This window comes from Jutongia huaianensis (assembly GCF_014384985.1).
Taxonomy (GTDB): Bacteria; Bacillota; Clostridia; order Lachnospirales; family Lachnospiraceae; genus Jutongia; species Jutongia huaianensis.
Genome location: NZ_JACRSX010000001.1, coordinates 349612 through 375217 on the forward strand (window position 1 = coordinate 349612; position 25606 = coordinate 375217).

The following is a 25606-nucleotide window of genomic DNA, read 5'->3' on the forward strand; positions in this document are numbered from 1 at the left end:
CTTTCTCTTTTCAGTAAATTGTTCCCTGCGTATGGAAATTTTATACATCTTTATTTCAAATTACATCTACCGCACCTCCTGCCGCAGCCGTAACAATATCTTTTTTTCAAGGCGGCTGACCTGAACCTGACTGATCCCCAGCTCCGCTGCCACCTGGGTCTGTGTCTTATCCTCATAATAACGCAGTGTGATCAGCCTGCGTTCCTTCTCTTCCAGTGTGCCCAGAAGCTGCTCCAAAAGGACATGATTGATCACCTTTTCTTTTTCGGCATCCACCCCGGAGTCAGCTTCCCCGGAGTTTCCCCGTACCACTGCAGTCCGGGACACATAACCGACACTGGCATTTTCACCTGCCACCACCTGATCGATCAGATAAATCTCCTTGCCCTCCGGCTGATATACCGGCCGGTATATGGAGTCCACATCGCGGTTTGCCTCGATCGCTACAGCAATTTCTTCCGGTTCCAGCTCTGTTGCCGCCGCAATCTCATCCACCGTTGCCTGACGCCCCAGCTCCTGCCCCAGCCGCTGCGCTGCCAGCTTTACCTTCCAACCGTTTTCCTTCATGGTACGGCTGATCTTGATCATTCCGTCATCCCGCATAAACCGCTTGATCTCCCCCATGATCATCGGAACAGCATATGTACTAAACTTTACGTCGAATTCCAGGTTAAAATGATCGATTGCCTTGATCAGTCCGATACAACCGATCTGAAACAGATCCTCCGGATCATATCCTCTTCCATTAAATCGTTTCACGATATTCCAGACAAGCCCTACATTTTCCTCCACCATTTGGTCTCTTGCATGACGATCGCCGGCACGGGCTTTTTTTAATAATTCCATCGCATCCATTTGATACCCTCCACGTCAACTCTCATGTTCTGTCCCCAATATGTTTGCTGAGCTTGACGCGGGTACCCTTTCCCACCTCCGAATATACCTCCAGCTCGTCCATAAATGCTTCCATAAACGCAAAGCCCATACCGGAACGCTCCCACTCCGGCTTTGTGGTATACAAAGGCTCCATTGCCTTTTCAATATCCGGAATACCAACTCCATGATCCGTAATCTCCACCATGATGTCCTGTCCCTTGATCTCACAGACGATCTCAATCTCTCCTTCTCCATTGTTATATCCATGGAGAATGCTGTTGGTGACTGCTTCTGATACTGCTGTCTTTACGTCTGCCAGCTCCTCCAGAGTAGGATCCAGACGTGTGATATAAGCTGCTACCACAGTTCTCGCAAATGCTTCATTTTGTGAATTACTATCGATGATCAGTTTCATTTTCTGCCTCCATTGATCTGATTTTTCCATTTTCTTATTTGTCCTTTTTGGCGTTAAGCCCCGCTACTGCCTGCTCCGGTGTTGCATATCGTTCAATGATCTGAAACAGGCCTGACAGATTAAAGATCCGTTCAATCTCTTTGCCTACATTGGTGACCGCTGCCTTTCCTCCCCGGAACATCACTCTCTTATACCTCCCCATGATCAGTCCGATTCCCGAACTGTCCATAAAATCGTTCTCCCGAAAATCAAAAATAATATGACGGATATCACCGGCATCGATCAGCCTGTCCGACTGCTCCCGCAGCAAATTTACCGTATGATGGTCCAGATCCTGCGAGATATAGATGATCAGACAGTTTTGCTGTATTTCGTAATGAATTGCTTCCTGCTCCTTTTGATTCAAAATAATCACCATTCCTTTCTCAAAACCTGCAGCTTGCCGCTGCAAAACTAAAAAACAAAACCGGTATTTTCCCAGGCACAAAAAAAGACCTGCCAGAGTGATACAATAACATGTACACTCTGACAGGTCTCCCCATCATTTCCTCTTATGTCTGGCTATTGGCCGATCTCTCTCAGTCTGCTCTTTGCTTCCGCAACACGGACTGAATCCGGATAATCATTAACCACCTGGTCATAATACTGCTTTGCTGTTTCAAAATCAGACTTCTGCTGATAACAGCGTCCCAGAAAATACATAGCATCTGTATTGTCTGCATTAAACTTCAATGCTTTCTTCAACAGTTTGATCGCCTTATCATAATCCTTCTGACCGGCATAATCGCCCTGTCCGTTGTAGCAGTCTCTTCCCTGTTCAAAGAAAGATTCCGACGCCGTAGAATAGGTTTCTTTCTTGATCTTCTTATAAAACTTTTTCGCCTCATCCCCCGCCAGGCTGTCCGGATCTACTTTGTCCAGAGCCTTTGCGGCAGAAAGCTTATCGTCATTGATATAATACTGCATTGCCTGGATCAGATTGTCATAAACCGCCTGAACCCCATCCAGATCAGTTGGATTGCCGCTCTGGTAATCCGATAATCTCTGGGTCAGCTCATCCACCTGCTTCTGCAGCTCGGTGTTGGCATTTTTCAACGTACTGACATCACTTTCACCGGAAGCCAGATTCTCACTGTAAGTTTTAAAGGCTTTATTTTCCTTATCACTGGAATGCTTCTTTAATGCCGGAGTGATCAAAAACTGCATGATCACGATTCCGGCGATCAATCCCAAAAGCACGTGAACAAACGGAAGCACCGATGGTTTCTCCTCTTTGTATAAAGTGATCGGCTTATATGCATTGTCGTCTACCCTTGGTAATGTCTTTCGCACCGGCTGTTCCGCAGGCTTCTCTGCCTTTGGTGCAGCATTTTCGCCCTTAATATGAACATCTGACAGCTCCTTTAAATAGGCTAATGTCGTGGTGTTGGTCACATCCACCCCGCTGATGGATTTCATCAACTTATACGCACGCACCCGGTTCTCTTTCTTGCCGGTCTTCATATACAAAAGTGCCAGAAGCTGATGCGCCCGGATAAATTTCGGATTAGTGCTGACCACCTTCTTCAACTGAATGATCGCCATATCCTCATCGCCGTTCTGTGCAGAGAACAGTGCAGAATTATATTTTTTTACCATCTGGCTATAGGTCTCCAGACGATTCGGATTAGACTGGATCAGTCCGATATAATAATCTGCTTCGTTATGTTCCTCCTGAAAATGCTTGCTGATAACCCACTCACTGAGAGCCGATACAATCTCTCCTTCTTCAAAATAAATGAGCCCCAGCAAATTTCTCGCACTGGTATTTAATTTGTTAAATTTTAAGCTTTTGTGCAAAGATGCGATCGCTCCGGAAAGATCTCTGACCTTCGCCTGTTCCAGACCCCGGTTATAGCAAATATTGGACGCGCTGAGAACCCTGCGGTAATTACGCAGCTCCTGTCCACAGTTATCACAACGATCTTTCTTGAAAGACACCTCTGCATTACATCTTGGACATCTCATGTTTCTTCCCCTATTCTGCGTTCTTTGTGACTGCACCTGTATCTGCCAAAATACTCTGGAGCAGATCCATCACATCTGTTGTACTGTTTCCATAAATGGCATCCTCTGCCTGTTCAATATCAAGACTTGGCTGAAATTTTTCTAATTCTGCCTCGAAATCCATCTTACACTACCTCCATTCAATCATCAATTCATTTCTGCCGCAATTATCGACATCATACTTACTCCAGACCATAGGATACGATTCCCGTACCCCGTCTTCTATATTCTACACCAGTAATCTCGTCCTGAACAGATACATGTTTTCCATTTATTGTAATCTCTGTTCCCGGATTCGCTCTTTTTAAAATGGTAATACTGGCATCATTTGTTTTACTCATCTGATCTACCGTCTCCTGCTTGCGCTTCATGATCGCATTGAGACGGGTGTCCTTTTCAATCTTCGCCCTGGTGAGCTTTAGTTTCTTTTGCTGCAGATCCGGTGTTGGCGAAGTCTCCAATATCTTATTGATCTTTTTCAAAGCATCTAAGATCTTTTCCACTTCCTCCTGAATCTGTTTGCGGCTTTTTTCATGCTGCATCAGCAATGCAAACAGGTTATCCTCCATACCGGCGCAAAGCTCCGTTTTTACCTGTGCCATATTGCCCGCCACCATGGTTTCTATGCTGTGCAGTGCCGAAACACTTCCCCCAATAATGGCACCAAACCGTCCGGACACTTTAACATCCTGTCCACAGGTAATCTGACAATTCATTATAGCATTGGCCGCAACATTTCCGTCACAGTCAATAAATGTCTGCTCAAAAAACTTGCCGGAGACATCTCCCTTTGCGGCAACCTTTCCCTGCCCATTGCCCTGCATTCCGTTTTTCAGGATTACATCCTTACCGGCAATCAATGTCGCAGCCTCCACATATCCATCCACGATGATGCTTCCCTTTTCGGAAGTCACCTTCATCCCGGACAGAACATTGCCCCTGATCCTGATATCTCCAATAAAATGAACATCTCCCGTCGTAGTGTAGGATACATCTCCATCCAATGTCAGCTCTGCGCTGATATTCAGAATATCATTTTGATACGTTGCCTTACCGGTAAGTTTAGCGGTATAAACCAGATTATCCGGTGAGAGTTCAAATCCCTTGCCCCGCAGTCGCGCAAGATCTCTGCCATTACGTCCCGGAAGGATCTGTCCCAGAACATTCGTCCCATCCTTCGCCTTCTGTGCCGGATGATAATGAACGATTTCCTGTCCTTCTCCCACAGAAGGAACCTGGCCACATGAAGTATAATCCACGGAGCCATCCTTTAGGATCTTGGGACGGGTATCCACATGGATGGGAAAAAGAAACTCAAACCAGCCATCCTTGCCATCCACCGGTTCCTCTCCTCTGGCAACGGTAAACTGCTCATAGTACCGTTTTTCGGACACCGCTTTTTGCAGAACATCCTCCAGTACACCATACTCCACGCCTGCCGCTTTCAGAAGGATCTTCAATTCATCCATCTGAAATACCTGGTCACGTTTCTCCGGAGTCAGAGTAATATATGCCTCCATATCGTCCTCAGAAATCTCTACCTGGACTTCTCCAAAATCATTTTTTTCCACCTTCTCCATAAGATCACCCTACCTTTCGGGATGTCCGCCACTGTTGTGGCCAAACACCTATCTGCGGTGCATTATTTCTCCAGAGCCTTTAACTCTTCCTCAACCTTTGTCATCATGCTTGTATATTTCTCTAATTTTTCCTTTTCCTCTGCGATCTTGCTTTCCGGAGCCTTGCTCATAAACTTCTCATTGTTAAGCATACCGTTGACACGCTTAAGCTCTCCCTCCAAACGTTTCTTCTCCTTGGTAAGGCGTTCCTTTTCCTTCTCAAAATCAACCAGATCAGCAAGCGGCATATAGATCGTTGCCTTTGGAATCACAACAGATACTGCATTCTCCGCGATGCCTGTCTTATCCATCTGAACGAAAAGCTCAGAAGCATAGATCATATGCTCATAGGCATCTCTGCTGCCCTCCAGCACCTTGCAGGTTGTCTCGTCATCTGCAACGATATAAACCTGTGCCTTGCGGGAATTGGCTACATTCATCTCGGTACGGATATTACGGATACCGCGGATAACGTTCTTGATATTCTCTGCCATTTCCTCGGCTGCCGGATTATTCCACTGCTCCTTGTACTCCGGCCATGAAGAGATCATAATGGACTCTTCCTCTGACTGGATCGTGCAGAATATCTCCTCTGTGATAAACGGCATATACGGATGAAGCAGCTTCAAAGAATCGATCAGCACTGTACGGAGTGTCCAGAATGCTGCATTGGCAGAAGCAGGATCCTCCTCCTTTGCAAACAGTCTCGGCTTTACGATCTCAATATACCAGTCACAGAACTCGGTCCAGATAAAGTCATTGATCTTCTGTACAGCGACTCCCAGCTCGTACTTCTCCATATTCTCGGTAACTTCCTTTGCCAGGGTATTTACCTTGGAAAGGATCCATTTATCTGCCTCTTTCAATTCATCATATGCAGGTTCTGTGATGGTATTGTCACCAAGATGCATCATAATGAAACGGGATGCATTCCATACCTTATTGGCAAAGTTACGGCTTGCCTCTACACGCTCCCAGTAGAAACGCATATCATTACCCGGTGCATTTCCTGTGACCAGCGTGAAACGAAGTGCATCTGCACCATACTTATCAATAACCTCCAATGGATCAATACCATTACCGAGGGATTTACTCATCTTACGTCCCTGGGAATCACGGACAAGTCCGTGGATCAGTACCGTATCAAACGGAACCTTTCCGGTATGCTCCAGTCCGGAGAACATCATACGCATAACCCAAAACGGAATGATATCATAACCTGTTACCAGAGTACTTGTTGGATAGAAGTAATCCATTTCCTCGGTATTATCCGGCCAGCCAAGAGTGCTGAACGGCCACAGTGCGGAAGAGAACCATGTATCCAGTGTGTCCGGATCCTGTCTCATCGGCTTACCGCACTTCGGACAATTGCAGCTGCTTTCCTTTGTTACAACCATCTCTCTACAGTCGTCACAGTAAAATGCCGGAATCTGATGTCCCCACCAGAGCTGACGGGAAATACACCAATCACGAATATTTTCTAACCAATGAAAATAAGTCTTTTCAAAATGTGTTGGTACAAACTTTGTATCTCCATTCTTTACTGCATCGATTGCCGGCTTTGCCAGATCTTTCATAGCAACGAACCACTGCTTTGATACTCGTGGTTCTACAGTTGTATGACAACGATAACAGGTACCTACATTATGCTCATGATCTTCTACTTTCAAAAGAGCACCTTCCGCCTCCAGATCAGCTACGATTGCCTTTCTTGCCTCATAGCGGTCCATACCTGCATATTTCGGATAATCCTCTACGATCTTAGCATCGTCTGTCAATACATTGATCACTTCCAGATTATGACGAAGTCCTACCTCAAAGTCGTTCGGGTCATGTGCCGGTGTGATCTTTACAACACCTGTACCAAACTCCATATCTACATAATCATCTGCGATGATCGGGATCTGACGGTGTACGATCGGCAGATCCAGCATCTTGCCTACCATATCTTTATAACGATCATCCTTCGGATTGACTGCTACGGCTGTATCACCGAGAAGTGTCTCCGGACGTGTGGTTGCCAGATCAATATAGCCGGTACCGTCTGTGGTCTTATAACGCAGATGCCAAAAATGACCTGCCTGATCCTCATATTCTACCTCTGCATCAGAAATAGAAGTCAGACAATGAGGACACCAGTTGATAATACGCTTTCCACGATAGATCAGTCCCTTGTTGTACAGATTGACAAATACTTCCTTGACTGCCTTGGAGCATCCCTCATCCATAGTGAAACGCTCTCTGTCCCAGTCGCAGGAAGAACCGATCTTTTTCAGCTGTTCTACAATGCGGCCACCGTACTGCTTCTTCCAGTCCCAAACATGCTCCAGGAACTTCTCTCGGCCGATATCATCCTTGGAAATGCCCTGCTCCCGAAGTTTTTCCACTACCTTTGCCTCTGTGGCAATGGATGCATGGTCGGTTCCCGGTACCCAGAGTGCCTCATAGCCCTGCATTCTCTTAAAACGGATCAGGATATCCTGAAGTGTATTATCCAGGGCATGTCCCATGTGGAGCTGTCCCGTGATATTTGGCGGCGGCATAACGATCGTAAACGGTTTCTTGCTGCGATCTACCTCCGCATGAAAGTATTTTTTCTCCTGCCATTTATCATAGGTTCTCTTCTCAATGTCCGCAGGATTGTAGTTTTTTTCCAATTCTTTTGCCATTGTCTTACATCCTTTCTCTTATTATCTATAATAATTTTCTTTATCAGCGCATGACGGAGTTTCGAAGAAACTCCTAATATGAGTCCTTTAGGGCTCATTATATTTTGCGTTTATCTACCGGGTGCAGCCCGAAACTCTCATATGTCGCATTATAATACTTCCAGAAATCCTTCGCCTTGGAAAACAGATTGTCATATACCCTGCCATTCATCTCCACCCAGGCGTGACTGGTATCATGGCACACATAAACATCCTTGTAGCCAATCTCGTGAAAAAGAAATGCCAGTGCGGATGATTCCGACACACAGCAGCCGGCGTGATGCCGGAATATATCATTAGCAAAGGTGCTTTCCCAGCCCTTCTTCTTATAAATCGGCTCCAGAAAACGATATCTGCGGTAATCACATTTCATAATGTATTGATAGCATTTCATTTTCTTCTGCTCCCGCGTATCTGAGGGCTTCGTGATCTGCCCAAGCAGTCTTGCTGCCGTACGCATGGTTTCTATCTTTCTGACACTGAGCTTTGTCTGCACAGCCTGACCTTTGCGTATCCGGATGCCATCGGCTTTGCCATGATGTACCAGCACTCCCGTACTCCGGTCCAGATAATAATACGCTCCGCCCCGTTTCAGCCAGCCGTGATACATCTCTCCGTTTTTGTCAAAATAATAGGTCTTTTTCTTCAGGGTAAGAAAGCTTTTTTTCAGCTTTTTTCCGCCCTTATATACATACCTTGTGGTGTATTTCTTATGGACAAGCCTGCCCGGTACCGGTGTGACTGTGGGCTTCGGTTTTATGCTGTTCTTTGGCCCGGCTGTATGCCCCGGCTGTACCGATTCCTTCGGAGGTTCTGTCTCTCCTGCCGGTGTCACGGTTCCCACCGGTTCCGTCACGGAACCCGCCATCTCTGCAGGCGGTGACCCTTCTACCGGAGCTGCAGTCTGCTCCCCGGCTGTCCCCTTCCACAATTCCGTACCGGAGACTCGAAAGATCCCTCCTGAGCTGTAATAAAGCTCCTGATGCCATGCCGCTGCCCCTGCGTTCTTCCGGACAGCCTCCTGCCGGCTCCCGATTCCTTCAGCAGCATAAGACCTGCTTATGTCCATACTGCCTCCACACAGAATCCCAAGCACCAATGCAACCGTAACACCAAGCCAGACACTTCTGTCTCTGGTCTGTCTATTTCCTCTCATCTGCTGCTCCTGTCTATTCTACACTGTCTACGATCCAGGTTTTCTTATTTTCGGTGTGACAATACACCACGAAACCATCGTATTTTGCAATACCGTCATACTCGTTTTCATAGTAACAGCTTGCCGCCTTGGAAAGCTTTTTATATTTGCCGATCGCCTTGACAAGACTACTCAGTTTTTTTCCAATATATTTTTTAGCCTTTTTCTTATTCTGCTTTGCTTTTTTCTGGGACTTTGTATCTTTTTTGCCCTTCGTGGCAGACTGTTCCGTCGTTGTTGTTGCACGTTTTGCAGCACTTACCTGCACCGCCGGAAGTGATACCGATCCTCCCGTCTGTGCCGGAACCGTCATACTACCAAACAGCATACAGACGATCGTCCCTGCTAGCACGATCTTTTTCCTCTTCATCTTTGATCCCCTCTCACATTTCAATATTTACCCTATTTTATTTATGTTACCACATATCTCCCCAGAAATCCAGTTGTATAATAGCTTCCATCCTTTTTTGTAATAATCTCGATCTGATAATGATCCGCCGGCATAGAAGAGGTATCAATATAGGCACCATAGCTGTATGCCCGGTCCGCTTTGTCATCCATCGGATCATATACAGACGGAAACGCTTCATACATCAGCAGATTCTTCTTTCCGTACATACTGATATAAATCTCCGAATCATCGTCTGTCCACTGCTTGTCCGTCTCTCCGGAGATCCGCAGCACACCATCCGTCCCCGGCACTTCTTCCGTTTCCATCACCGCTTCCGTCTGTGTGATCTCCTCCACATCCTGATCAAAAGCCACTCCCGGTGCCATCATATAGGGAATTCCTTCCAGCAATGTCGGAATCTGCCTCTGTGCCAGCTCGATCACCACGTCATCTGCCTGATAAGCGTCCACCAGACTTAAATCATATGGCACCTCTTTTGTAAAATACCCCTTCTGATATTCCTGTGCCATAAAAGGAACCAGTGCATTGCCAAAGGAATCACGGTACATCACCAGACTTTTATGCTTCTTTTGCTTTTTCGGTTTCTCTTTCACTGCATTCTTCTGATCATCCCTTTGCGTCTGATTTTCTGTCTGAATCTCCATCTGCTCGGTGGATGTGACATCATTGACATATTCATACGTCCATGAACGGTCGTAGGTCACATTCCAGTCCTTCCTGCTGCTTTTCGGAAAAAGCATTCCCTGAAGATCTCCGGAAAAATTTTTCTTCCGGGTATATGACTCATTCTCATAATGGATATGATCTTTCCCAAAATAACCCAGTAATGTTCCACAGGCGATCGAAGCTCCCAGATTATTCCAATGTGTGTCCAATTTATGGTACACCTGTTTCTGTTCCTTCCGAAGAGGCGTCTGCAGATCCACATAATGAACCTTCTGCGCTTTCATCTCCCGGATCAGATGCTCCAGATTGCCCTCGCCGCTTCCCGTCTGAAAACGATCCGGCATATATTTTCCATAAAGGGTATTTTTATTGGGTGCTACAGTAAATGCAAACTCTGCCCCCTGCAGCTCTACCCCCTGTCCGATCAGGCGCACCACTGTGGCACAATTATGGATTTCCCGATCCGACAAAAGATTCCTCTTCTGATAATCATTCATAGTCTCCTGAAAAAACAGCCAGCCATTCTTTCCCACGATCACCTTATCATTGGCGGAGCTGTGAAAGATCCCGGCTTTGATCCGGGCATCTGCCGTAATCATTTCCTGACGGAATGCAAAATGATCTGCCACATAATCGGTAATGCCCTGAAAGAATCCTGTATTGATCCTGCCATTCCGTATCAGCGAAGGTAACGCTTCCTCATGTTTTTTCTCAATGCTCAGATCCGCATGATATACACTCATTCCCACAAACGGGATCAATAAAATGATAAAAAATACAGCAATAAATATTCTTTTTTTCATTCATGGCTCCTTTTCTCTGCATCCCGGAGATGATTTCAGGCTCCGGTCCGCCGGATACATTATTAAAAACGAAAATAAATAAACGGATTATAAGCGGCAGACGCCAGACTGCAGACACAAAGGAAAAACAGCAAAAGCACTCCCACATAACGCAGATTTTCCCAGACTTCACTATGAGCTTCCCGCCATTTTAATGTCTTCCGTGCAAGCACTCCCGTCACCGGATAAGAAAATAAAATGCCGGCGGCGAGCAGAGTCATGGTATAACCGTCCAGCCGCTCCAGAATAAACTGTCTTGATAACATGTCCCATGAAAAATTGCCAAACATCGTCCGTATCATCTGCCATCCATATACGGCGGTGTCTGCCCTGAACATTACAAATGCTGTCACGGCAATGATCCATGTATAAAGATTTCCGATCCACTTAAAACGGCATTTACGGATTGGCAGGATCGTATCCTCCAGCACATTCATAATACCATGGATCATGCCCCAGATCACAAAGGTCCAGTTTGCACCATGCCAGATGCCTGTCAGGAAAAAAACGATCAGCTTATTCACCTCTGTCCGGAGCTTTCCTTTTCGATTGCCTCCCAGCGGAATATAGACATATTCCTTAAACCATGATGACAATGAGATATGCCATCTCCTCCAGAATCCGTGAATACTTTCCGCACTGTATGGGTGATCGAAATTTTCCTGAAAATGAAATCCGAACATGGATGCCAGACCGATCGCCATATCCGAATATCCGCTAAAATCATAAAAAATCTGCAGCGCGTAGCATATGGCTCCCAGCCATGCCACTGCCATACTGTACTGTCCAATATTCAGGCCAAACACCTGATCTGCGATCTGCCCCAGCCCATTGGCAAGCAAAAGCTTTTTGGCAAGTCCCTTCACAAAACGGCAGATGCCCTCCGCCACACCATCTGTCGTAACAGCCCGGTGATCAAGCTGTGTTTCAATCTCTCCCCAACGCACGATAGGCCCGGCGATAAGCTGCGGAAAAAAAGATATGTAAAGCAGCACCTTCATAAAGCTTTTCTGGCACATGTCCCGATTTCGGTACACATCAATCACATAGGACATCGCCTGAAAGGTAAAAAATGAAATGCCCACCGGAAGCGCAATCTCCGGTACATTTAAGTGTGATCCGGCAATATGATTGATATTTTCCACCAGAAATCCGGCATACTTAAATGTCCCCAGAATGACCAGATCGCAAAGTACAGAAACCACCAGCAGAAACCGCCGGATTTCCTGCCTCTCTGTCGCTGCCAGCCCTCTGCCAAATCCATAATTCATCGCAGCCGATGCGATCATAAGAAAAACATATACCGGTTCCCCAAAAGCATAAAAAACAAGACTCGCCGCAGTCAGAAATAAATTTTTTGCCCAAAGAGGACGAATCAGCAGATTCCCCAGAAATACAACCGGAAGAAATATAAATAAAAATATTGCAGAACTAAATACCATCTCGTATCCTTTCTACATTTATTATATAGGACAAAAAGAGCCCCGAAGGACTCTTCCTGTATAAGCATCATATATTTCAAATTATGCAAGCTTGCTCTTAGCAACCTCAACGAGAGAAGCGAATCCCTCAGGATCAGAAATAGCCATCTCAGAAAGCATCTTTCTGTTGATGTCGATCTGAGCCAGCTTCAGACCATACATGAACTTGCTGTATGAAAGACCGTTAAGTCTTGCTGCTGCGTTGATACGAGCGATCCAGAGACGTCTGAACTGTCTCTTCTTCTCTTTTCTACCTGCGAAAGAGGAAGTCAGGGCTCTCATTACAGACTGCTTTGCTACTCTATACTGCTTAGATCTTGCTCCTCTATATCCCTTTGCAAGCTTTAAAACTCTATTGTGTTTCTTCTTTGCATTTAATCCGCCTTTAATACGTGCCATTTGTCTTTCCTCCTTAAATTATTTAGAATATGGTAAAATGCGCTTCATCATCTTTGCGTTTGTTGCATCTACCTCTACAGCTTTTCTCAGGTTTCTCTTTCTCTTTGTGGACTTCTTATTCAGGATGTGGCTCTTGTAAGCCTTCATCTTCATGAGCTTTCCTGTTCCTGTAGTTTTGAAACGCTTTGCAGCTGCGCGCTTTGTTTTCATTTTTGGCATGATAGTTTCCTCCTTATTTGCATAATATTTATAATCTGGCGTATCTGCATCGGCAGTACACCGCCTTGAAAGCCTTGCTCACCGAATAACCGGTCAGCCAATCTTTACTGCCTCTTCTCTGATAAGAACATTACCATGGTACGACCTTCCATCTTGGCAGGCTTATCCACAACAGCAATGTCCTCCAGCTTCTCATAAAAGCTGTCCAGAATCTGTTTGCTATAATTGATATGTGCAAGCTCACGACCACGGAAACGAAGGGATACCTTCACACGATCACCCTTGCTCAGGAATTTTCTCGCCTGATTTGCTTTTGTGTTCAGGTCGTTTACATCAATGTTTGGAGACAAACGGATCTCTTTTACTTCCATTGTTCTCTGCTTTTTCTTTGCCTCTTTCTCACGACGTGCCAGCTCGTAACGGTATTTTCCGTAATCAACGATCTTGCACACCGGAGGCTTTGCATTTGGTGCAATCTTGACCAGATCAAGATCTGCTTCTCTTGCAAGCTTCATGGCATCTCTTGCCGACATAATTCCTAACTGTTCCCCGTCCTCGCCGATCAGACGAATCTCTCTGTCTCTGATCTGCTCATTTACTGCTGTCTTACTAATGTTCCTGCACCTCCATACATAAAAAAGGGCAAAACCAGCGTTTTGCCCTCCAAGAATTGCTTCGCAATTCTCGTTGGCTTTCCTCTACGCTACGAGCATTTTCCTATACACTAAAAAAAAGTGGATAAGCAAAGCATTATCCACTGATCCTATCAAAATCACGTTCCGGCGATTGATGTCATTATTTAACCCGAGTCACTTCCTGTGCTAAGGTGAGAGTGGATTTCTCTGCTTTGTTGTTATTTATCTGTTGTGATTTCAGCACAACACAAAGAATGTTACCATATGCTTTTTTATTTGTCAAGCACTTCTTTTAAGATTTCCCGGCCAAATTCACTTTCCTCCACAACCTTACGGATATGCTGCTCATAATCCTCTTTGGTATCTGTATTATACTTGATCTGCTCCCGAAGCTTCTGACGTCTCTGGTTGAGATCGTGACGGATCTCTACCATCTCCCTGTCATCCAGGATCGCATAAGTCTGTACCAGCCATACCTCCGTATCATTCACACCATGACTGTCCAGAAGGCGCTGCAGGGAATCGTTGCTTTTACTGAGCTGCTCCGTATTGTCCCGGAAACGCCTCTCGTATTCCTTCGTCTTACAGTATTCTCCCCAGAGATTTTCAAAATCTGCTGCATTTTTCACGCCGAATTTTTCCCGGTTGTAATCCAGCACACTGATATTATTAACATATTTGATCTTTGTCCTGTTTAAAAGCTCTACTGCTTTATTGTATTTTTTGTCAGAAACGGCGATCTCATATCTGTTTTTGTTGGACTCAGTAAAGATCACAGCCGCAGCGACAGCTGCCAGAGCCAGTGTCCCAATATACGGATAGGTCATATTGCTGTCCAGATTAAAGTACAGAATAATAAAAAGAATGACCAGCGATCCGATCAGCACAGAAATCCCCCTTGCAAGCTTTTTCAAAAAATCCTGCCGTTCAATGATCTCCCGCTGATTCTCCCGGATATATGCCTTTTCTGCTTCCAGATGACGAATATCACTGTCAATCGCTTTCTGATACATTTCATTCTGATACATTTTTTTGATCTCATCGATCAGATCATCCTGATATCTGTCAAACCGGCGCATCTGACGCTCTGTGATCGTAAATGTTCTGTTTTTATATTGATTACGTTCCTGCAAAAGTCTCTGAATTCTTTTGCAAAGCTCCAGAAGAGACTCTCTGTCCTCCCCGGCGATCCGGTCGATCTTCTGGATATCTGTGAGATATTCTGTCACCTGGGCATATTCCGCCTTCGCAATGCTGATCTGTTTATCACAGTCCTTCACTGACTCGCAGCAGTCATGGATATACCGCTTCTGTTCTGCCTTTCCCTTCGGAATAATATGCTCTGCCGCTAACTCCTCCTGAGATAATCTGACCGGCTCTTCATCTGCCGCATCCGGCACCTTTGCATCGTCCACCAGCCCTGCCTTGTCCTGAGAAAGTATTTCCGTCGTTTCCTGTTGTTTTTGTTTTTCCTTTCGTCTTCTGATCCGGTTCCAAAAAGCCATCTGTGCCGCCCCTTTCTTTTATGGGATTTTTATTTATGGAAGCATGCTTTTGCGGTATTCTGTCTTCCACTGAAAGATCAGCTCCTTCGCTACTTTCTCATAAGAAGGATCTCCCTGCTCCTTCATCCTGCGGATACGCCGGACCATCTTACATTCCCTGCTGTCCACACTCTGACGAAGTGCCTCCTCGTACTGGGCATCCATAAAAGTCTGCTGTTCCCTGGTGACACCCATTTCTATCGCAGCCTTTTCGTATTCCTCCGGCATGCCTCCCAGCTTCAGACAATACAGACAGGATTCCAACGCTTTCTGTGTCTTTGCATACTCGTAGGATTTCTGAAACGCCTGAAATCCGTGCCGGTATTCTCCCATACCGGCCAACGCTGCTCCCAACCGGTAATAAAGATCTCCATACTCCTCTGAAGAGGCATTGATCATATCCGGACTCTTTAAAATCCGTTCATACTCCTGCTTTGCCCGCTCCAGACTGCCGTTTTTCAGATAAGTATCCGCTTTGATCTTTTGCCGTCCCCGCAATGGCACATTCTGGGTCTGATCCATAATGGCGATCAGATCATTGATCTCCCTCTCGGTATAATAATCGCAGCTGCAGCACAGGGTCACCACAATATCCTTGAGATTATTGTGATCCTCTCTCATCCTGTCCAGCTTGTCTGCCGTTTCCGCCATCCCAAGCTCATTACGGATCCAGTCTGCAAATGCTTTGTCAAAAACTTCCTCCTGCATCATATAGATGTTATTCCTAATGTAGTAGCAGACTTCCTCGATGGAATATACTTTTGTCTTCGTCATCGGGAAACAATACGGCTGCTTCGCAATGGCACTGCTGCATAATATTAATTTTCCCATCTAATTCCTCCAATCTGCAATTTATAAGCTGAGATAACGCTCCCAGATCCGGTTGCTGGAAGGACAAAACTCTCCAAAACCATCATCCTTTAATGTCACAATACAATGCGACGCGTCAGCAAAACGCAGACGCAGAGTAAATCTTGTCATTTTATTTGGTCTTTCATCGAAACCCTCCAGAGACAAAAGATGTACGGTCGTTTCTCTCCGCAGCACATTCTGTATTGTAAGCTGCAGCTCTTCCTCTCCGTCCGGAATAAAATCAACGCTGACGTCCACATCCTTCCACGGTACTCCGGCCTTCACCAGAAGCACCTCCTGCATTTTGGCATCACAATATACCCGCAGAGAAATACCGGTATGCAGCATTTCCTGATCCAGAAACAGGAAGTCTCCCATAACACCTTCCCCTGCAAGCTCCCTGGCAGCAATACAGGCTCCCTTGGTAAACAGATTTCCTCCCCGGAAAACACGTCTGCCATTACAAAGCTGGCTTAATGCCGTGTTGGCCCATTCTCCCTGAAAGCCCTCTCCCGTCACATAAATCGTCGATATCATCTGCTTATGCATCTGGGTATTGGCGAGGTTCACAAAAGCATACTCCATCTTGAAGCTGCTGTCGTGCTCCATCATATCCCAGTTGAGGCTCTGGCTCAGATCCATCCGCTTGACCCCCACGATATACGGAATATTTCTCCGGTCAATATGAATCTGGGAATAGAATAATCCATCCCGTCCAAACTCAAATAATGCCACATCCCCCAGCCATAATTCCTTTTTCTGGCTCAGGGCATAATACATATAACTCTGCTGATGGAGCTGTATCACAAAACGGTCTTCTCCGATCCCGATCTGATTTAATGCTCCTTTGACCGCATTCACCAGATTGTCCGTTTTTTCGGACACCGATATCACAAGCTTACGGATCGTTTCGCTGGGAAAATACTCCTTCAGACAGCTTAATATCTTAACAAAATAGCGCACCATGGTATCCACCGGCTCTAACTCCATATCGCCGGAAGTAACTTTATTGTGCCGGGATATCTGTTTTAGTATGTCCCGAAACAGGTACACTTCCTCCCGTTCTGCCGCCAGCAATGCCTCCGTACCAAACAGCCACTCTTTTTTGACCGGCTGATAGGACAATACTGTCGGGCACTCATACTCTCTCTCTCTGCCCACCAGCCGTCCCACCGGGATTACCTTATCCAGGTCCCGGCGATAGCAGGAAATCTGCGTCATGTCATCACACAGATCAACTCCCACCAATACTTTTCTATCCTCGGTCATTTTTTCCTATGCCTCCATCATCCGGTTTCATCAAAAAATTAACGATCGCTCTTTTTTCTGCGTACTCCTGCATCTGGTCCAGCAATGCATCCTCACCGCCCCGCTGCTTCATCAGCATTTTGTTCAGCATCTGATAGCCGCTGACTCCTTCCATACCTCTCATCTGATCGATATAAACCAGACGGGCCGGCTCTGTTTTCTTCTCGTGACCTCCCGCATCTGTTTCTATGATCTCATACTCTACCGTCTCATCCTGAAACAGAATAAACCCTCTGACCCGGATTCCCTCAAATACATTCCGCATTGTCTCTGTCACCGGAGCCTGCCTCTGGTCATCTACAATATATGTGTATCGAATTTTAACATCATGCTCGGGATCAGCGGTATAATCCACATACTGCTCCTTGAGAAGCGTATCAGGCAAAGACAGTTTATCCTTAAAAGCCTGAAAATACGGAAGCACAATATCCTTTTCATAGAGCTGGTGCAGATTATAATCTACAAATACCGCCTCGCCTCCCGTCAGCATGCCCCTTCCGGACAAATGCTTCAAAACCGCCAGCAGACATGGCCGGTTCTCTTCCACCTGCACATGCTGGTAAAAGGATTCAAAGATCTCATCCGGAAGCTTGTCTCCATGCACCAGATAACGGTATGCCGTCCTTTTCAGAAAAGCCCGGATCAGCTTTTTATTGAAGCCCTGTTCCTCATAATAGAAAAACACCGGGTAAGCCTCCGGAACCATCTGATCCGTAAACAGGATCTGTGCCAACAGCCGTTCTGACAAAATCTGTATGTCAATTCCAAACTCCCGGCATGCGGTCCACAGCTTCACCATCTCCGGGATCGTACCGGAATAATGATCGCACAAATATACCAGCAGCGGTTTGTCAAACTCTCCACCTTTAAAAATATGCCATGCCAGCTTTGTCAGCGTCTTATCTTCCTCAGCCGCCACAAAAGCATGTCCGGCGATCTTCAGAAGCTTTTTGGGATCTATGCCATTCCAGCCAAAAAGCAGAAGTCCTTCCATTCCCTTCTCATATCTATGACGTACCGCACAATATTCCATGAACCGGCTTCTGTCCCGCGGCAGGATATTTTCCCAATCCATATGCTCCAGCTCTGTGTCCAGAAGCTCTCCCTGGAAATTATCAAAATAATATTGCATTTGTATGGCAAACAACGATTTTCGGAAATGGCTGTCCAGCCCGGCAATCCCCAGAACCCGCCGGCGAAGCTGTGATATATCCTCTCCGGAGCGGTTCTCCTGTACCACCCTCTGATACAAATACAAAAGTACACGGACATTGTCTCCCACAAAAGGCAGGCACTTTTCTACCAGATGATCCAGATGTACCATCCGATGCACCGTATAACCAATGGAAGAAGCATATCTGCGTCCCTCCCGGTCCGTCAGAAAGATCTGCGGTTCCGGAGTAAAAACAGATATCATTGCCTTTCCCTTAACAAATGCTGCCGTCTCCTCCTGCTGCAGTTCCCGGTGGCGGACAACCACACCGGCGATCCGTGGATCACTGCACCGGATTTCTCTGGCAAAAAGAATCGACGGCAATGCTGATGCAATCTGCTCATTGATCATATCTTCCCGGATAAACTCCTCATAGATCACCGACAGATCATCATTCACACGCCCCTGTTCCAGCTGCTCCAATGCAAACTTCTCCATGGATGCCTTATAGCTGTCATACATTGTCTGATCGCGATCCTTATGGCGGATCACATAGGCATAAAGCATCGCCTTTTTGGTGGCATTGAGCTGGTTGTTATATGAAAAATACAGTAAAACACGGTTTGGAAGCACCATGTCAGGTGTTTCTTCCAGTGCATAAATATAATTTTCATAGAGGTCTGTAATCTTTAAATTATGTTCGATCCCCAGCCGGTACCACTTTACATCCTCTGGCGAAACCCGTCGTTCCCGCATCAGAAGCTGGCAGATCATCGTCAGCAGATCATCCGAAGGACGCGCCTCATACATCCGGTACAGATCTCCCATCATAACACCGGTAAAATCCCTGGTCCTGCTGATCAGATACGCATAACGAAACTGCAGCTCCTCCTCCAGGATCCGGTTGGAAAGCCCCCAGTGAAGTGCCTGCGCCTTCGCCTCCGTCAGCTCCAGCACCAGCTCCGGTGTATTATTGTACAACCGGCAAAGCTCCAGATATAAAAGGGGACTGTGACAGCCTGCCTCGATCTGCTGCAGTATTGCCTCCTGCCGCTTGACGGATATCTGATAGCTGTCATCCATCTGCAGCAAAAACCAAAGGATCAGCCAATGACTGTGACCGTTCTGATAACATTCCCTGACTCTGGATAATGCCCCCGCCCGTTCTGCCGCCTCCGGTTTCCACAAATACATCAGATAATAATAGGCACAATATAATAAAGGCTCCTGCTCCCGTATTTCTAACAGCCTCTCCTCCAGTTGTGTCATTTCCAGATGAAAGGCTTCCTCCTTATGGGTCTGCAATGCCAGATAAATCCGGAATACACGCACCAGCCATTGATATCTGCTCCCAGTCTGATCCGGCTGATCCAGACTATTGACGCTTTTTTCTGCGGACGCAATAAAATCCTTCCGTGACATTTTCCCCGCCTGATAATACAGAAAACTCCGGTACAAATTCCAGACATCCTTCTGCTGCTGGATCTGCCGGCGCCGCTCCTCATCAGACATACAATATCTTCTGGCGATCACCTTAAGCTCCAGCTGCTGTCTCGCACTGCTGATCGTGATCCGCGCAAAATTATGTCCGATCGCCATACAGTCCGGATTGATCACCAGAACCAGTTCATAGATGTCCCCGGTAAAGTCTGTGGTTCTGATACAAGAACGCTCAAAACGCACAAATGGAGCGTCCGACTTCACTTCATACTCTCCATATCCCCACGTATCCTTATGAAGCACAATCTTGTCCGCAAATATATTCTCACATTTTGGATATTGCAGCTCCCGCTTTTCTACGGAAAGCTGTACCGGCGTCTTTTTGTGGGCAGCGATCAAAAACTCCTCCAGTGCCATGCTCTTATCGTTGCCCTTTAACAGTCCCCGGTAACGTTCCAGATAAATCTCCTTTTCCTGCAGGAAGATCCGCTCAAATGCCGGACTTTGGAATATCCGCAACGCTTCCATATAATGACTTTTTACAAGCTCTGTAAACTGGTTCAGATCACGGATCCGTCCCGCAGAGGTTTCGCAGTATGGTACCGTGACTGTAACAGTAAATGGCAGCACAGCCACACCGCAGTCAGAAAGGATCTGAAACTCTCCCTTAATGATATCTCCCGGCTGATAATAGGTTCCACGAAAAGCAAAGGAAATGTCATTCTCCTGTCCGGAAAAGCTCTCTTTTTCCAGGATCATACCGCTGCAATCCGTACACACGATCCCCCGCATGCTGCGTCCTTTGCTGTTGGAAATCCGAAAGCTGCCCTGTACGATCTCCCCGGCATCCACGGTCACAGAAAGCTCAGACGTACCCAGAACTACCTCCGGCATATGATATTCAAATATTCCCTTTGCGTACTGATCGATCTTCTCTTTCATGGTGCCTCCCGTATCCAGCTTACAATCCAAGCATAATTAATAGAATTATACCATTTTGCAAGGGGGCATTTCAAGTGCTGCACAGAGATAAGTAGAAAGTACCGGAAATCTTTTCTGTAAAGAAAAAATCTCCGGCACAAAATATGCCGGAGACTCTGTTTATTTCCTTTTTATTAATAATCCAATGCAATATCTTCTGAAAATGCAGGATGCTTTCCATCCTTCTCAGAAATATTCGGAACAACCCCTTCCGGAATCGGCCACTCAACACCAATGGTTTCATCATTCCACATAATGCCTGCCTCGGATGATGGATCATAAAAATCTGTACACTTGTAAGCAAACTCTGCAGTATCAGAAAGTACATAGAAGCCATGTGCAAATCCCTCCGGGATATAGAACATATTTTTCTTCTCTGCTGTCAGTGTAACGCCAAACCATTTTCCGTATGTTTTGGAACCTCTGCGGATATCCACTGCCACATCAAACACCTCTCCGCTGAGTACACGTACCAGTTTGCCCTGTGTATGATTCTTCTGATAATGAAGACCTCGAAGGACACCCTTTGTAGAGCTGGACTGATTGTCCTGTACAAAAACCATATCCAGTCCTGCCTCTTTAAATGCATTATAATTATATGTCTCCATAAAATATCCACGGTTATCCCCAAATACCTTAGGATGGATCAGGTAAAGCCCCTCGATTCCGCCGCATTTTTCAAAAGTAAAATTGCCCATTTCTTTATCACCTTTCTTAATCAAATCTATGAGGCTAATTATATCACTGTGTTACGGACTTCGCAAATAATTTTTTGTGCTTTGGCTTTTTGCGGGCTTTGCGACGATTCTTGCGGCCAAACTCCGTTACGTCTCCCGGCTCCTCCTGCGCTGCTGCCACTTCTCTCGCAGCCTCTGCAGCGTCTCCGATCGGCGGCACATGGGCTGTATTCTCTTTTTCTGCCGCGGTCTCTGTCAGCTTTTTCTCCCCCTTCACCTGCTGCAAAATTTCCTTCAGCAAATGAAGCTGTCGTTCCTGCAGCTCCTCCTTCTGCATCAGCAGATAATTCATTTCCTTCTGCAGACGTACCGTAACCTCCTCGCAAATGCGCTGTTCCGATTCCTGACTTACCTCCTCCACGGAAGACCGGATCATCTGACGCATCATTGCCTCAAATTGTCTGAGCCGTTCCAGAGAGGCAGCCTGGGTCTGTCCGTATTGCGGCTGCATCTCTGCCCCCTTTTCCTTGCTCTGTTCCAGCTCATAGCTCTTTTCCTGCCAGGTTTTTTGCCGTTTTTCATAGCGGTCCCTGGCATGCTCAATGGATGTCACAGAACCCTTGGTATGCTCCATTGCCTCCCGCATGACCTGATTATTTAAGTCCTCCCGGAGCTGGTAAAGGATCTTGGGGTCCATATGCTCCACCCGTTCCAGATCCGGCAGCAGCTTCTTGATCGCCTTTAATTGAAAGCCCTGCTCCTTCAGATCCTTGACGGATCTCAGTAATTTAATTTCTGACTCCCTGTAATACCGGTGTCCCAGCTCATTTCTCGGAATCGGAAGTTCCAGCTCCTCCTCCCAGTACCGAAGTACGTGATTCTCCACTTCCAGCATTTTTGACGCATCTGATATCATATATCCCTTTTCCATAACCATCCTCATTTCATTCATAAATTTCATTTCCATTACATATATTCTTCTAATATCTCTTCAAAAAGCTTTGCTTTCTCCGCAGCCGCCTGCTCCGATAACATATTCTGCCGCCCGGCAATATCCCGGTCAAGCTGCATTTCCTCCCGGAAGGATTCCAGCAGTTCCTTAATCTCCGTCAGAGCCGGCAGTCCTGATGCTCCTGCAGCATCTACGCCACCGGCAACGGCATCGGTTGCCGCCGCTTCCATTTCGGCGTCAGACATTTCCTCCGGTTTGAAATATTCCATCCGGTATTTTTCCGTCGCCTCCTGATGAAAATATTCATTTTCCAGACGGGCACGCATGGTATTTTCCATATAATCGATCAACTGGATCCGGAATACACGCAGGCATTTATGTGTATCAAAAAACACCTCCGATGCCCCCTGGACACAAAGCAGCAGCAACGTGACAAGTCCCGTCACCCAGAACCATTCCGACGGCATACCATAATACCCCGCCAAAAAGCATAAAACCCCCGCCCCTGCTGCGATCAGTCCCGAAAAATAAAAACCCAGATTCTCCCATGTCTGCAGGGAAATCCCTATAAAACGATAATGATAAAGATACCGGTCCACGAAATTCTCCACGTTATGTACACTGATATGCAGTTTATAGTAGGCCTCAAACTTTGACATCATCGCCTTCATCCAGCGGTTTCCTGTTGTCCCCATCTGATTGGAATCCCAAAGCAGCTTATGAAAAAGTCCATAACTGACTGCCTTTAAAAGAACTGATACCGCACAGACTGCCATCAGCGCAAATAACACATTATAATTTTCCAATTGTGCTTTCATAATCATCCTGTCCTTTCCATAAATAATGTTTTCTTTATGATAGACGTATTCCCCGCAGATGAATAGATAGCTTTGATTGTCATTTTTATTTTTGTTTCGACAAAATGCGATGCAGACACGTATTTTTCACGAAAATATGTTAAAATATAATCACATTATTTCGAAAGGAGATCTGCCCATGAATCGAAAAAAAAGAACATATCTGACTGCAATATTTCTGGCTGCAGTCCTGCCACTGACAGGCATATTATCCGGACTGCCGGAGGCCTCTGCGTCTGCCTCCTCCCTGTCCGTTATTGAGCATATTGATACCGCCAATAATAATGGTCTGATCCGTTCAAAATATGTGGATGAAAATGGAAATGAGGTTACTATTGTTTCCCCAAAAAGCACCAGAAACACCCGTTCCGGCTTGTCTCTTCCCGATACCTACGATTCCCGTGAACAGGGTGCCGTAACTCCCATCAGGGATCAGGGAGTTACCGGAAGCTGCTGGGCCTTCGCCGCCATAAAAGCATTGGAATCTGACAGTATTCTGCAGAATCTGTCTGCTCTGGCCGGCACCGATTATTCGGAAAGTCATCTGGTCTGGTATACATATGATCCTCTGTCCGATAATACGGACCCATTATATGGAGATTATTTTTCTTCCCAGACAACCGATACCGGCGGATACTATAATCTCGGCGGCAACGCTTATTATGCCAGCTATATTCTGGCAGACTGGTGGGGCGCTGTGTCAGAAGACAAAGCTCCTTTCTCTGCTGACACCAATCAGACTCTGCGTAAAATGATCCGGTCGATGTCCTCAAAACCGGACACACTGCGTACGGAATCTGAGGTTCATCTGAAAAATATGGACTTTTATGATCCCTCAGATATCAGCGGCATCAAGGAAGCGGTTATGGAACATGGCTCTGTGGATGTGTCTGTATATTTTGATCCCTCCAATATGTACCACACTTCCACCGTCACTTCTGCCTACGAATCCACTCACGATTCCGAGGATGCCAATCACTGTGTTACGATCATCGGATGGGATGACAGCTTTAATACCTTCTCTGAGAACGCACCTGCCTCCGGCGCATGGCTGATCGCCAACAACTACGGGGAGAATTATAAATATAGTACAAACGGATATTACTGGCTGTCCTATTATGATTCTTCTCTGTGTGAAATCTGCACCTTTGAGGCAGAGGCATCTGACAAATATGATACCAATTTCCAATATGACGGCATCGGCTGGGGCGATCTCTATCTTGACACAGATGATATTTCCTTTGCCAATGTATTTACCAATGATACGGATTCCCCACGAAGCATTGGTGCCGCCGGATTTTATACTGCATCAGACAACCAGCCCTACAAAGTCGAAATATACCGGAAACTGACCGGTTCCACACCGGACAGCGGAACACGAATTGACAAGTGTACCACTTATGGGACAGTGGAACACTCCGGCTATCACACGATAACTCTGTCAGACTCCATCGCAGTTGCCGCAGGAGAAACCTTTTCTGTCGTGGTAACCTTTTATGCAGAGGATGGCAATACCGTTTATGTCCCGATCGAGGGAGCCAGCGATCCATTCGGCTCCAGATACAGCAGCAAAAGCGGTCAAAGCTATGTATATTCCGAGGGAAAATGGATGGATAATACCTCCTCCAAGCTTGGAAACAACCGGCGCAATATGAATAACGTCTGCCTCAAGGCACTGGCTTCCACAATTACGGACGCAGAATATGAAGAACAGGAGGAATCCCTTTCCTCCGCTTCCGCCACACCGATACCGGAAAGTCCGACTGCCACCCCCGCAGCTTCCGACTCATCCGAAACAACCAGCCCGGCTTCTACTCCCGCAGCCTCAGACTCATCCGGCGCAACCTGTCCCTCTCCTGTTTCCACTTCAACTCCCCGGATCTCTGCCGTACCGGCACCTTCCGGTACACCTACATCGCGTGTCACTGTTTCCCCGTCATCAACCCCTGCTGTTTCCCCATCCCCGGCCGGAAGCAGCTCTGTGAAAAACGTACTCATTGTGGTAAAAAAGAAAAAGGTCACGCTGCAAAAAGGGAAATCAAAAAAAATACCGATCCGGGTTACACCCGCCGACAGCTTTCATGCACTGACGTTCCGATCCAAAAACAAAAAGATCGCGACGATCAATAAAAACGGTAAAATAAAAGCAAAGAAAAAGGGAACAACCAGGATTATAGTAAACATTCCGAATGGAACAAAAATATCCATAAAGGTTATCGTGAAAAAAACAAAAAAGAAATAACAAAATGCCGTTGGAATTTCATCAACTCCAACGGCATTTTTAACCTTGAATTATATTTATTATTCCGCGAATCCCTGCATTGTCTGC

General features: G+C 46.2%; 22 protein-coding genes. 1 reads left to right on the forward strand and 21 read right to left on the reverse strand.

The window, feature by feature from the left end:
• Nucleotides 1-66 precede the first annotated feature (66 nt).
• The 21 genes from H8704_RS01520 to H8704_RS01620 all read right to left on the reverse strand — a co-directional run bounded on the left by H8704_RS01520 (nucleotide 67) and on the right by H8704_RS01620 (nucleotide 23238).
• A complete protein-coding gene (locus tag H8704_RS01520; RefSeq protein ID WP_022463442.1) occupies nucleotides 67-855 on the reverse strand; it encodes a sigma-70 family RNA polymerase sigma factor in 789 nt (262 codons plus the stop codon).
• A gap of 22 nt (nucleotides 856-877) precedes the next feature.
• Nucleotides 878-1321 (reverse strand): anti-sigma F factor, encoded by a 444-nt coding sequence (gene spoIIAB / locus H8704_RS01525; protein WP_456298670.1) that lies wholly within the window; start codon nucleotides 1319-1321, stop codon nucleotides 878-880.
• Nucleotides 1322-1325: 4 nt separating this feature from the next.
• Nucleotides 1326-1709, reverse strand: coding sequence for an STAS domain-containing protein (locus H8704_RS01530; RefSeq protein ID WP_022463444.1), 384 nt, complete (start codon nucleotides 1707-1709; stop codon nucleotides 1326-1328).
• Between the two features lie 143 nt (nucleotides 1710-1852).
• A complete protein-coding gene (locus H8704_RS01535) occupies nucleotides 1853-3298 on the reverse strand; it encodes a tetratricopeptide repeat protein (RefSeq protein ID WP_249297016.1) in 1446 nt (481 codons plus the stop codon).
• Between the two features lie 10 nt (nucleotides 3299-3308).
• Nucleotides 3309-3461 carry a hypothetical protein gene (locus H8704_RS01540; protein WP_022463446.1) on the reverse strand — a complete coding sequence of 51 codons (153 nt, stop codon included), beginning with the start codon at nucleotides 3459-3461 and terminating at the stop codon, nucleotides 3309-3311.
• 58 nt (nucleotides 3462-3519) lie between these two features.
• The gene (locus H8704_RS01545) at nucleotides 3520-4917 is read right to left on the reverse strand and encodes a DUF342 domain-containing protein (protein WP_249297017.1); all 1398 of its coding nucleotides are present in this window, start codon (nucleotides 4915-4917) and stop codon (nucleotides 3520-3522) included.
• A gap of 62 nt (nucleotides 4918-4979) precedes the next feature.
• The gene (locus tag H8704_RS01550; RefSeq protein WP_249297018.1) at nucleotides 4980-7625 is read right to left on the reverse strand and encodes a valine--tRNA ligase; all 2646 of its coding nucleotides are present in this window, start codon (nucleotides 7623-7625) and stop codon (nucleotides 4980-4982) included.
• 97 nt (nucleotides 7626-7722) lie between these two features.
• Complete coding sequence (locus tag H8704_RS01555) at nucleotides 7723-8820, reverse strand: hypothetical protein (RefSeq protein WP_249297019.1); 1098 nt, start codon at nucleotides 8818-8820, stop codon at nucleotides 7723-7725.
• Between the two features lie 13 nt (nucleotides 8821-8833).
• Nucleotides 8834-9229 carry a hypothetical protein gene (locus tag H8704_RS01560; RefSeq protein WP_249297020.1) on the reverse strand — a complete coding sequence of 132 codons (396 nt, stop codon included), beginning with the start codon at nucleotides 9227-9229 and terminating at the stop codon, nucleotides 8834-8836.
• A 41-nt stretch (nucleotides 9230-9270) separates the two neighbouring features.
• Entirely contained in the window at nucleotides 9271-10740 is a 1470-nt protein-coding gene (locus tag H8704_RS01565) for an alginate O-acetyltransferase AlgX-related protein (RefSeq protein WP_249297021.1), read from the reverse strand.
• Between the two features lie 62 nt (nucleotides 10741-10802).
• Nucleotides 10803-12221 (reverse strand): MBOAT family O-acyltransferase, encoded by a 1419-nt coding sequence (locus H8704_RS01570; RefSeq protein WP_249297022.1) that lies wholly within the window; start codon nucleotides 12219-12221, stop codon nucleotides 10803-10805.
• Nucleotides 12222-12302: 81 nt separating this feature from the next.
• Entirely contained in the window at nucleotides 12303-12659 is a 357-nt protein-coding gene (gene rplT / locus H8704_RS01575) for a 50S ribosomal protein L20 (RefSeq protein WP_022463453.1), read from the reverse strand.
• A gap of 18 nt (nucleotides 12660-12677) precedes the next feature.
• The gene (gene rpmI, locus H8704_RS01580) at nucleotides 12678-12878 is read right to left on the reverse strand and encodes a 50S ribosomal protein L35 (protein ID WP_022225708.1); all 201 of its coding nucleotides are present in this window, start codon (nucleotides 12876-12878) and stop codon (nucleotides 12678-12680) included.
• Nucleotides 12879-12982: 104 nt separating this feature from the next.
• Nucleotides 12983-13492 carry a translation initiation factor IF-3 gene (gene infC, locus H8704_RS01585; RefSeq protein WP_118679188.1) on the reverse strand — a complete coding sequence of 170 codons (510 nt, stop codon included), beginning with the start codon at nucleotides 13490-13492 and terminating at the stop codon, nucleotides 12983-12985.
• A 293-nt stretch (nucleotides 13493-13785) separates the two neighbouring features.
• The gene (locus H8704_RS01590) at nucleotides 13786-15018 is read right to left on the reverse strand and encodes a hypothetical protein (protein ID WP_022463455.1); all 1233 of its coding nucleotides are present in this window, start codon (nucleotides 15016-15018) and stop codon (nucleotides 13786-13788) included.
• Between the two features lie 33 nt (nucleotides 15019-15051).
• Nucleotides 15052-15888: a hypothetical protein gene (locus H8704_RS01595; protein ID WP_249297023.1), complete on the reverse strand. Its 837-nt coding sequence runs from the start codon at nucleotides 15886-15888 to the stop codon at nucleotides 15052-15054.
• A gap of 21 nt (nucleotides 15889-15909) precedes the next feature.
• Complete coding sequence (locus tag H8704_RS01600) at nucleotides 15910-17178, reverse strand: DUF5716 family protein (protein ID WP_022463457.1); 1269 nt, start codon at nucleotides 17176-17178, stop codon at nucleotides 15910-15912.
• Nucleotides 17165-20752 (reverse strand): DUF5717 family protein, encoded by a 3588-nt coding sequence (locus H8704_RS01605; protein ID WP_249297024.1) that lies wholly within the window; start codon nucleotides 20750-20752, stop codon nucleotides 17165-17167. The genes H8704_RS01600 and H8704_RS01605 overlap by 14 nt, the downstream gene beginning before the upstream one ends.
• Before the next feature lie 173 nt (nucleotides 20753-20925).
• Nucleotides 20926-21489, reverse strand: a complete 564-nt coding sequence (gene rfbC / locus H8704_RS01610) for a dTDP-4-dehydrorhamnose 3,5-epimerase (RefSeq protein ID WP_022463459.1) — start codon at nucleotides 21487-21489, stop codon at nucleotides 20926-20928.
• A gap of 43 nt (nucleotides 21490-21532) precedes the next feature.
• Nucleotides 21533-22399: a MerR family transcriptional regulator gene (locus tag H8704_RS01615; RefSeq protein ID WP_249297025.1), complete on the reverse strand. Its 867-nt coding sequence runs from the start codon at nucleotides 22397-22399 to the stop codon at nucleotides 21533-21535.
• Nucleotides 22400-22434: 35 nt separating this feature from the next.
• On the reverse strand, nucleotides 22435-23238 hold the full coding sequence (locus tag H8704_RS01620) for a hypothetical protein (RefSeq protein ID WP_249297026.1): 804 nt from the start codon (nucleotides 23236-23238) through the stop codon (nucleotides 22435-22437).
• 178 nt (nucleotides 23239-23416) lie between these two features.
• Between H8704_RS01620 and H8704_RS01625 the strand changes: the two genes are divergently transcribed.
• Nucleotides 23417-25519 (forward strand): C1 family peptidase, encoded by a 2103-nt coding sequence (locus H8704_RS01625; RefSeq protein WP_249297027.1) that lies wholly within the window; start codon nucleotides 23417-23419, stop codon nucleotides 25517-25519.
• Nucleotides 25520-25606: the final 87 nt, after the last annotated feature.

Coding starts and splice junctions, on each gene's coding strand:
- H8704_RS01620 (WP_249297026.1), bottom strand. CDS start 23,238: ATGAAAGCACAATTGGAAAATTATAATGTGTTATTTGCGCTGATGGCA.
- spoIIAB (WP_456298670.1), bottom strand. CDS start 1,321: ATGGAAAAATCAGATCAATGGAGGCAGAAAATGAAACTGATCATCGAT.
- H8704_RS01570 (WP_249297022.1), bottom strand. CDS start 12,221: ATGGTATTTAGTTCTGCAATATTTTTATTTATATTTCTTCCGGTTGTA.
- H8704_RS01520 (WP_022463442.1), bottom strand. CDS start 855: ATGGATGCGATGGAATTATTAAAAAAAGCCCGTGCCGGCGATCGTCAT.
- H8704_RS01605 (WP_249297024.1), bottom strand. CDS start 20,752: ATGAAAGAGAAGATCGATCAGTACGCAAAGGGAATATTTGAATATCAT.
- H8704_RS01625 (WP_249297027.1), top strand. CDS start 23,417: ATGAATCGAAAAAAAAGAACATATCTGACTGCAATATTTCTGGCTGCA.
- H8704_RS01535 (WP_249297016.1), bottom strand. CDS start 3,298: ATGAGATGTCCAAGATGTAATGCAGAGGTGTCTTTCAAGAAAGATCGT.
- H8704_RS01595 (WP_249297023.1), bottom strand. CDS start 15,888: ATGGGAAAATTAATATTATGCAGCAGTGCCATTGCGAAGCAGCCGTAT.
- H8704_RS01615 (WP_249297025.1), bottom strand. CDS start 22,399: ATGGAAAAGGGATATATGATATCAGATGCGTCAAAAATGCTGGAAGTG.
- H8704_RS01590 (WP_022463455.1), bottom strand. CDS start 15,018: ATGGCTTTTTGGAACCGGATCAGAAGACGAAAGGAAAAACAAAAACAA.
- rpmI (WP_022225708.1), bottom strand. CDS start 12,878: ATGCCAAAAATGAAAACAAAGCGCGCAGCTGCAAAGCGTTTCAAAACT.
- H8704_RS01545 (WP_249297017.1), bottom strand. CDS start 4,917: ATGGAGAAGGTGGAAAAAAATGATTTTGGAGAAGTCCAGGTAGAGATT.
- H8704_RS01550 (WP_249297018.1), bottom strand. CDS start 7,625: ATGGCAAAAGAATTGGAAAAAAACTACAATCCTGCGGACATTGAGAAG.
- H8704_RS01555 (WP_249297019.1), bottom strand. CDS start 8,820: ATGAGAGGAAATAGACAGACCAGAGACAGAAGTGTCTGGCTTGGTGTT.
- H8704_RS01540 (WP_022463446.1), bottom strand. CDS start 3,461: ATGGATTTCGAGGCAGAATTAGAAAAATTTCAGCCAAGTCTTGATATT.
- rplT (WP_022463453.1), bottom strand. CDS start 12,659: ATGGCACGTATTAAAGGCGGATTAAATGCAAAGAAGAAACACAATAGA.
- rfbC (WP_022463459.1), bottom strand. CDS start 21,489: ATGGGCAATTTTACTTTTGAAAAATGCGGCGGAATCGAGGGGCTTTAC.
- H8704_RS01560 (WP_249297020.1), bottom strand. CDS start 9,229: ATGAAGAGGAAAAAGATCGTGCTAGCAGGGACGATCGTCTGTATGCTG.
- H8704_RS01600 (WP_022463457.1), bottom strand. CDS start 17,178: ATGACCGAGGATAGAAAAGTATTGGTGGGAGTTGATCTGTGTGATGAC.
- H8704_RS01530 (WP_022463444.1), bottom strand. CDS start 1,709: ATGGTGATTATTTTGAATCAAAAGGAGCAGGAAGCAATTCATTACGAA.
- H8704_RS01565 (WP_249297021.1), bottom strand. CDS start 10,740: ATGAAAAAAAGAATATTTATTGCTGTATTTTTTATCATTTTATTGATC.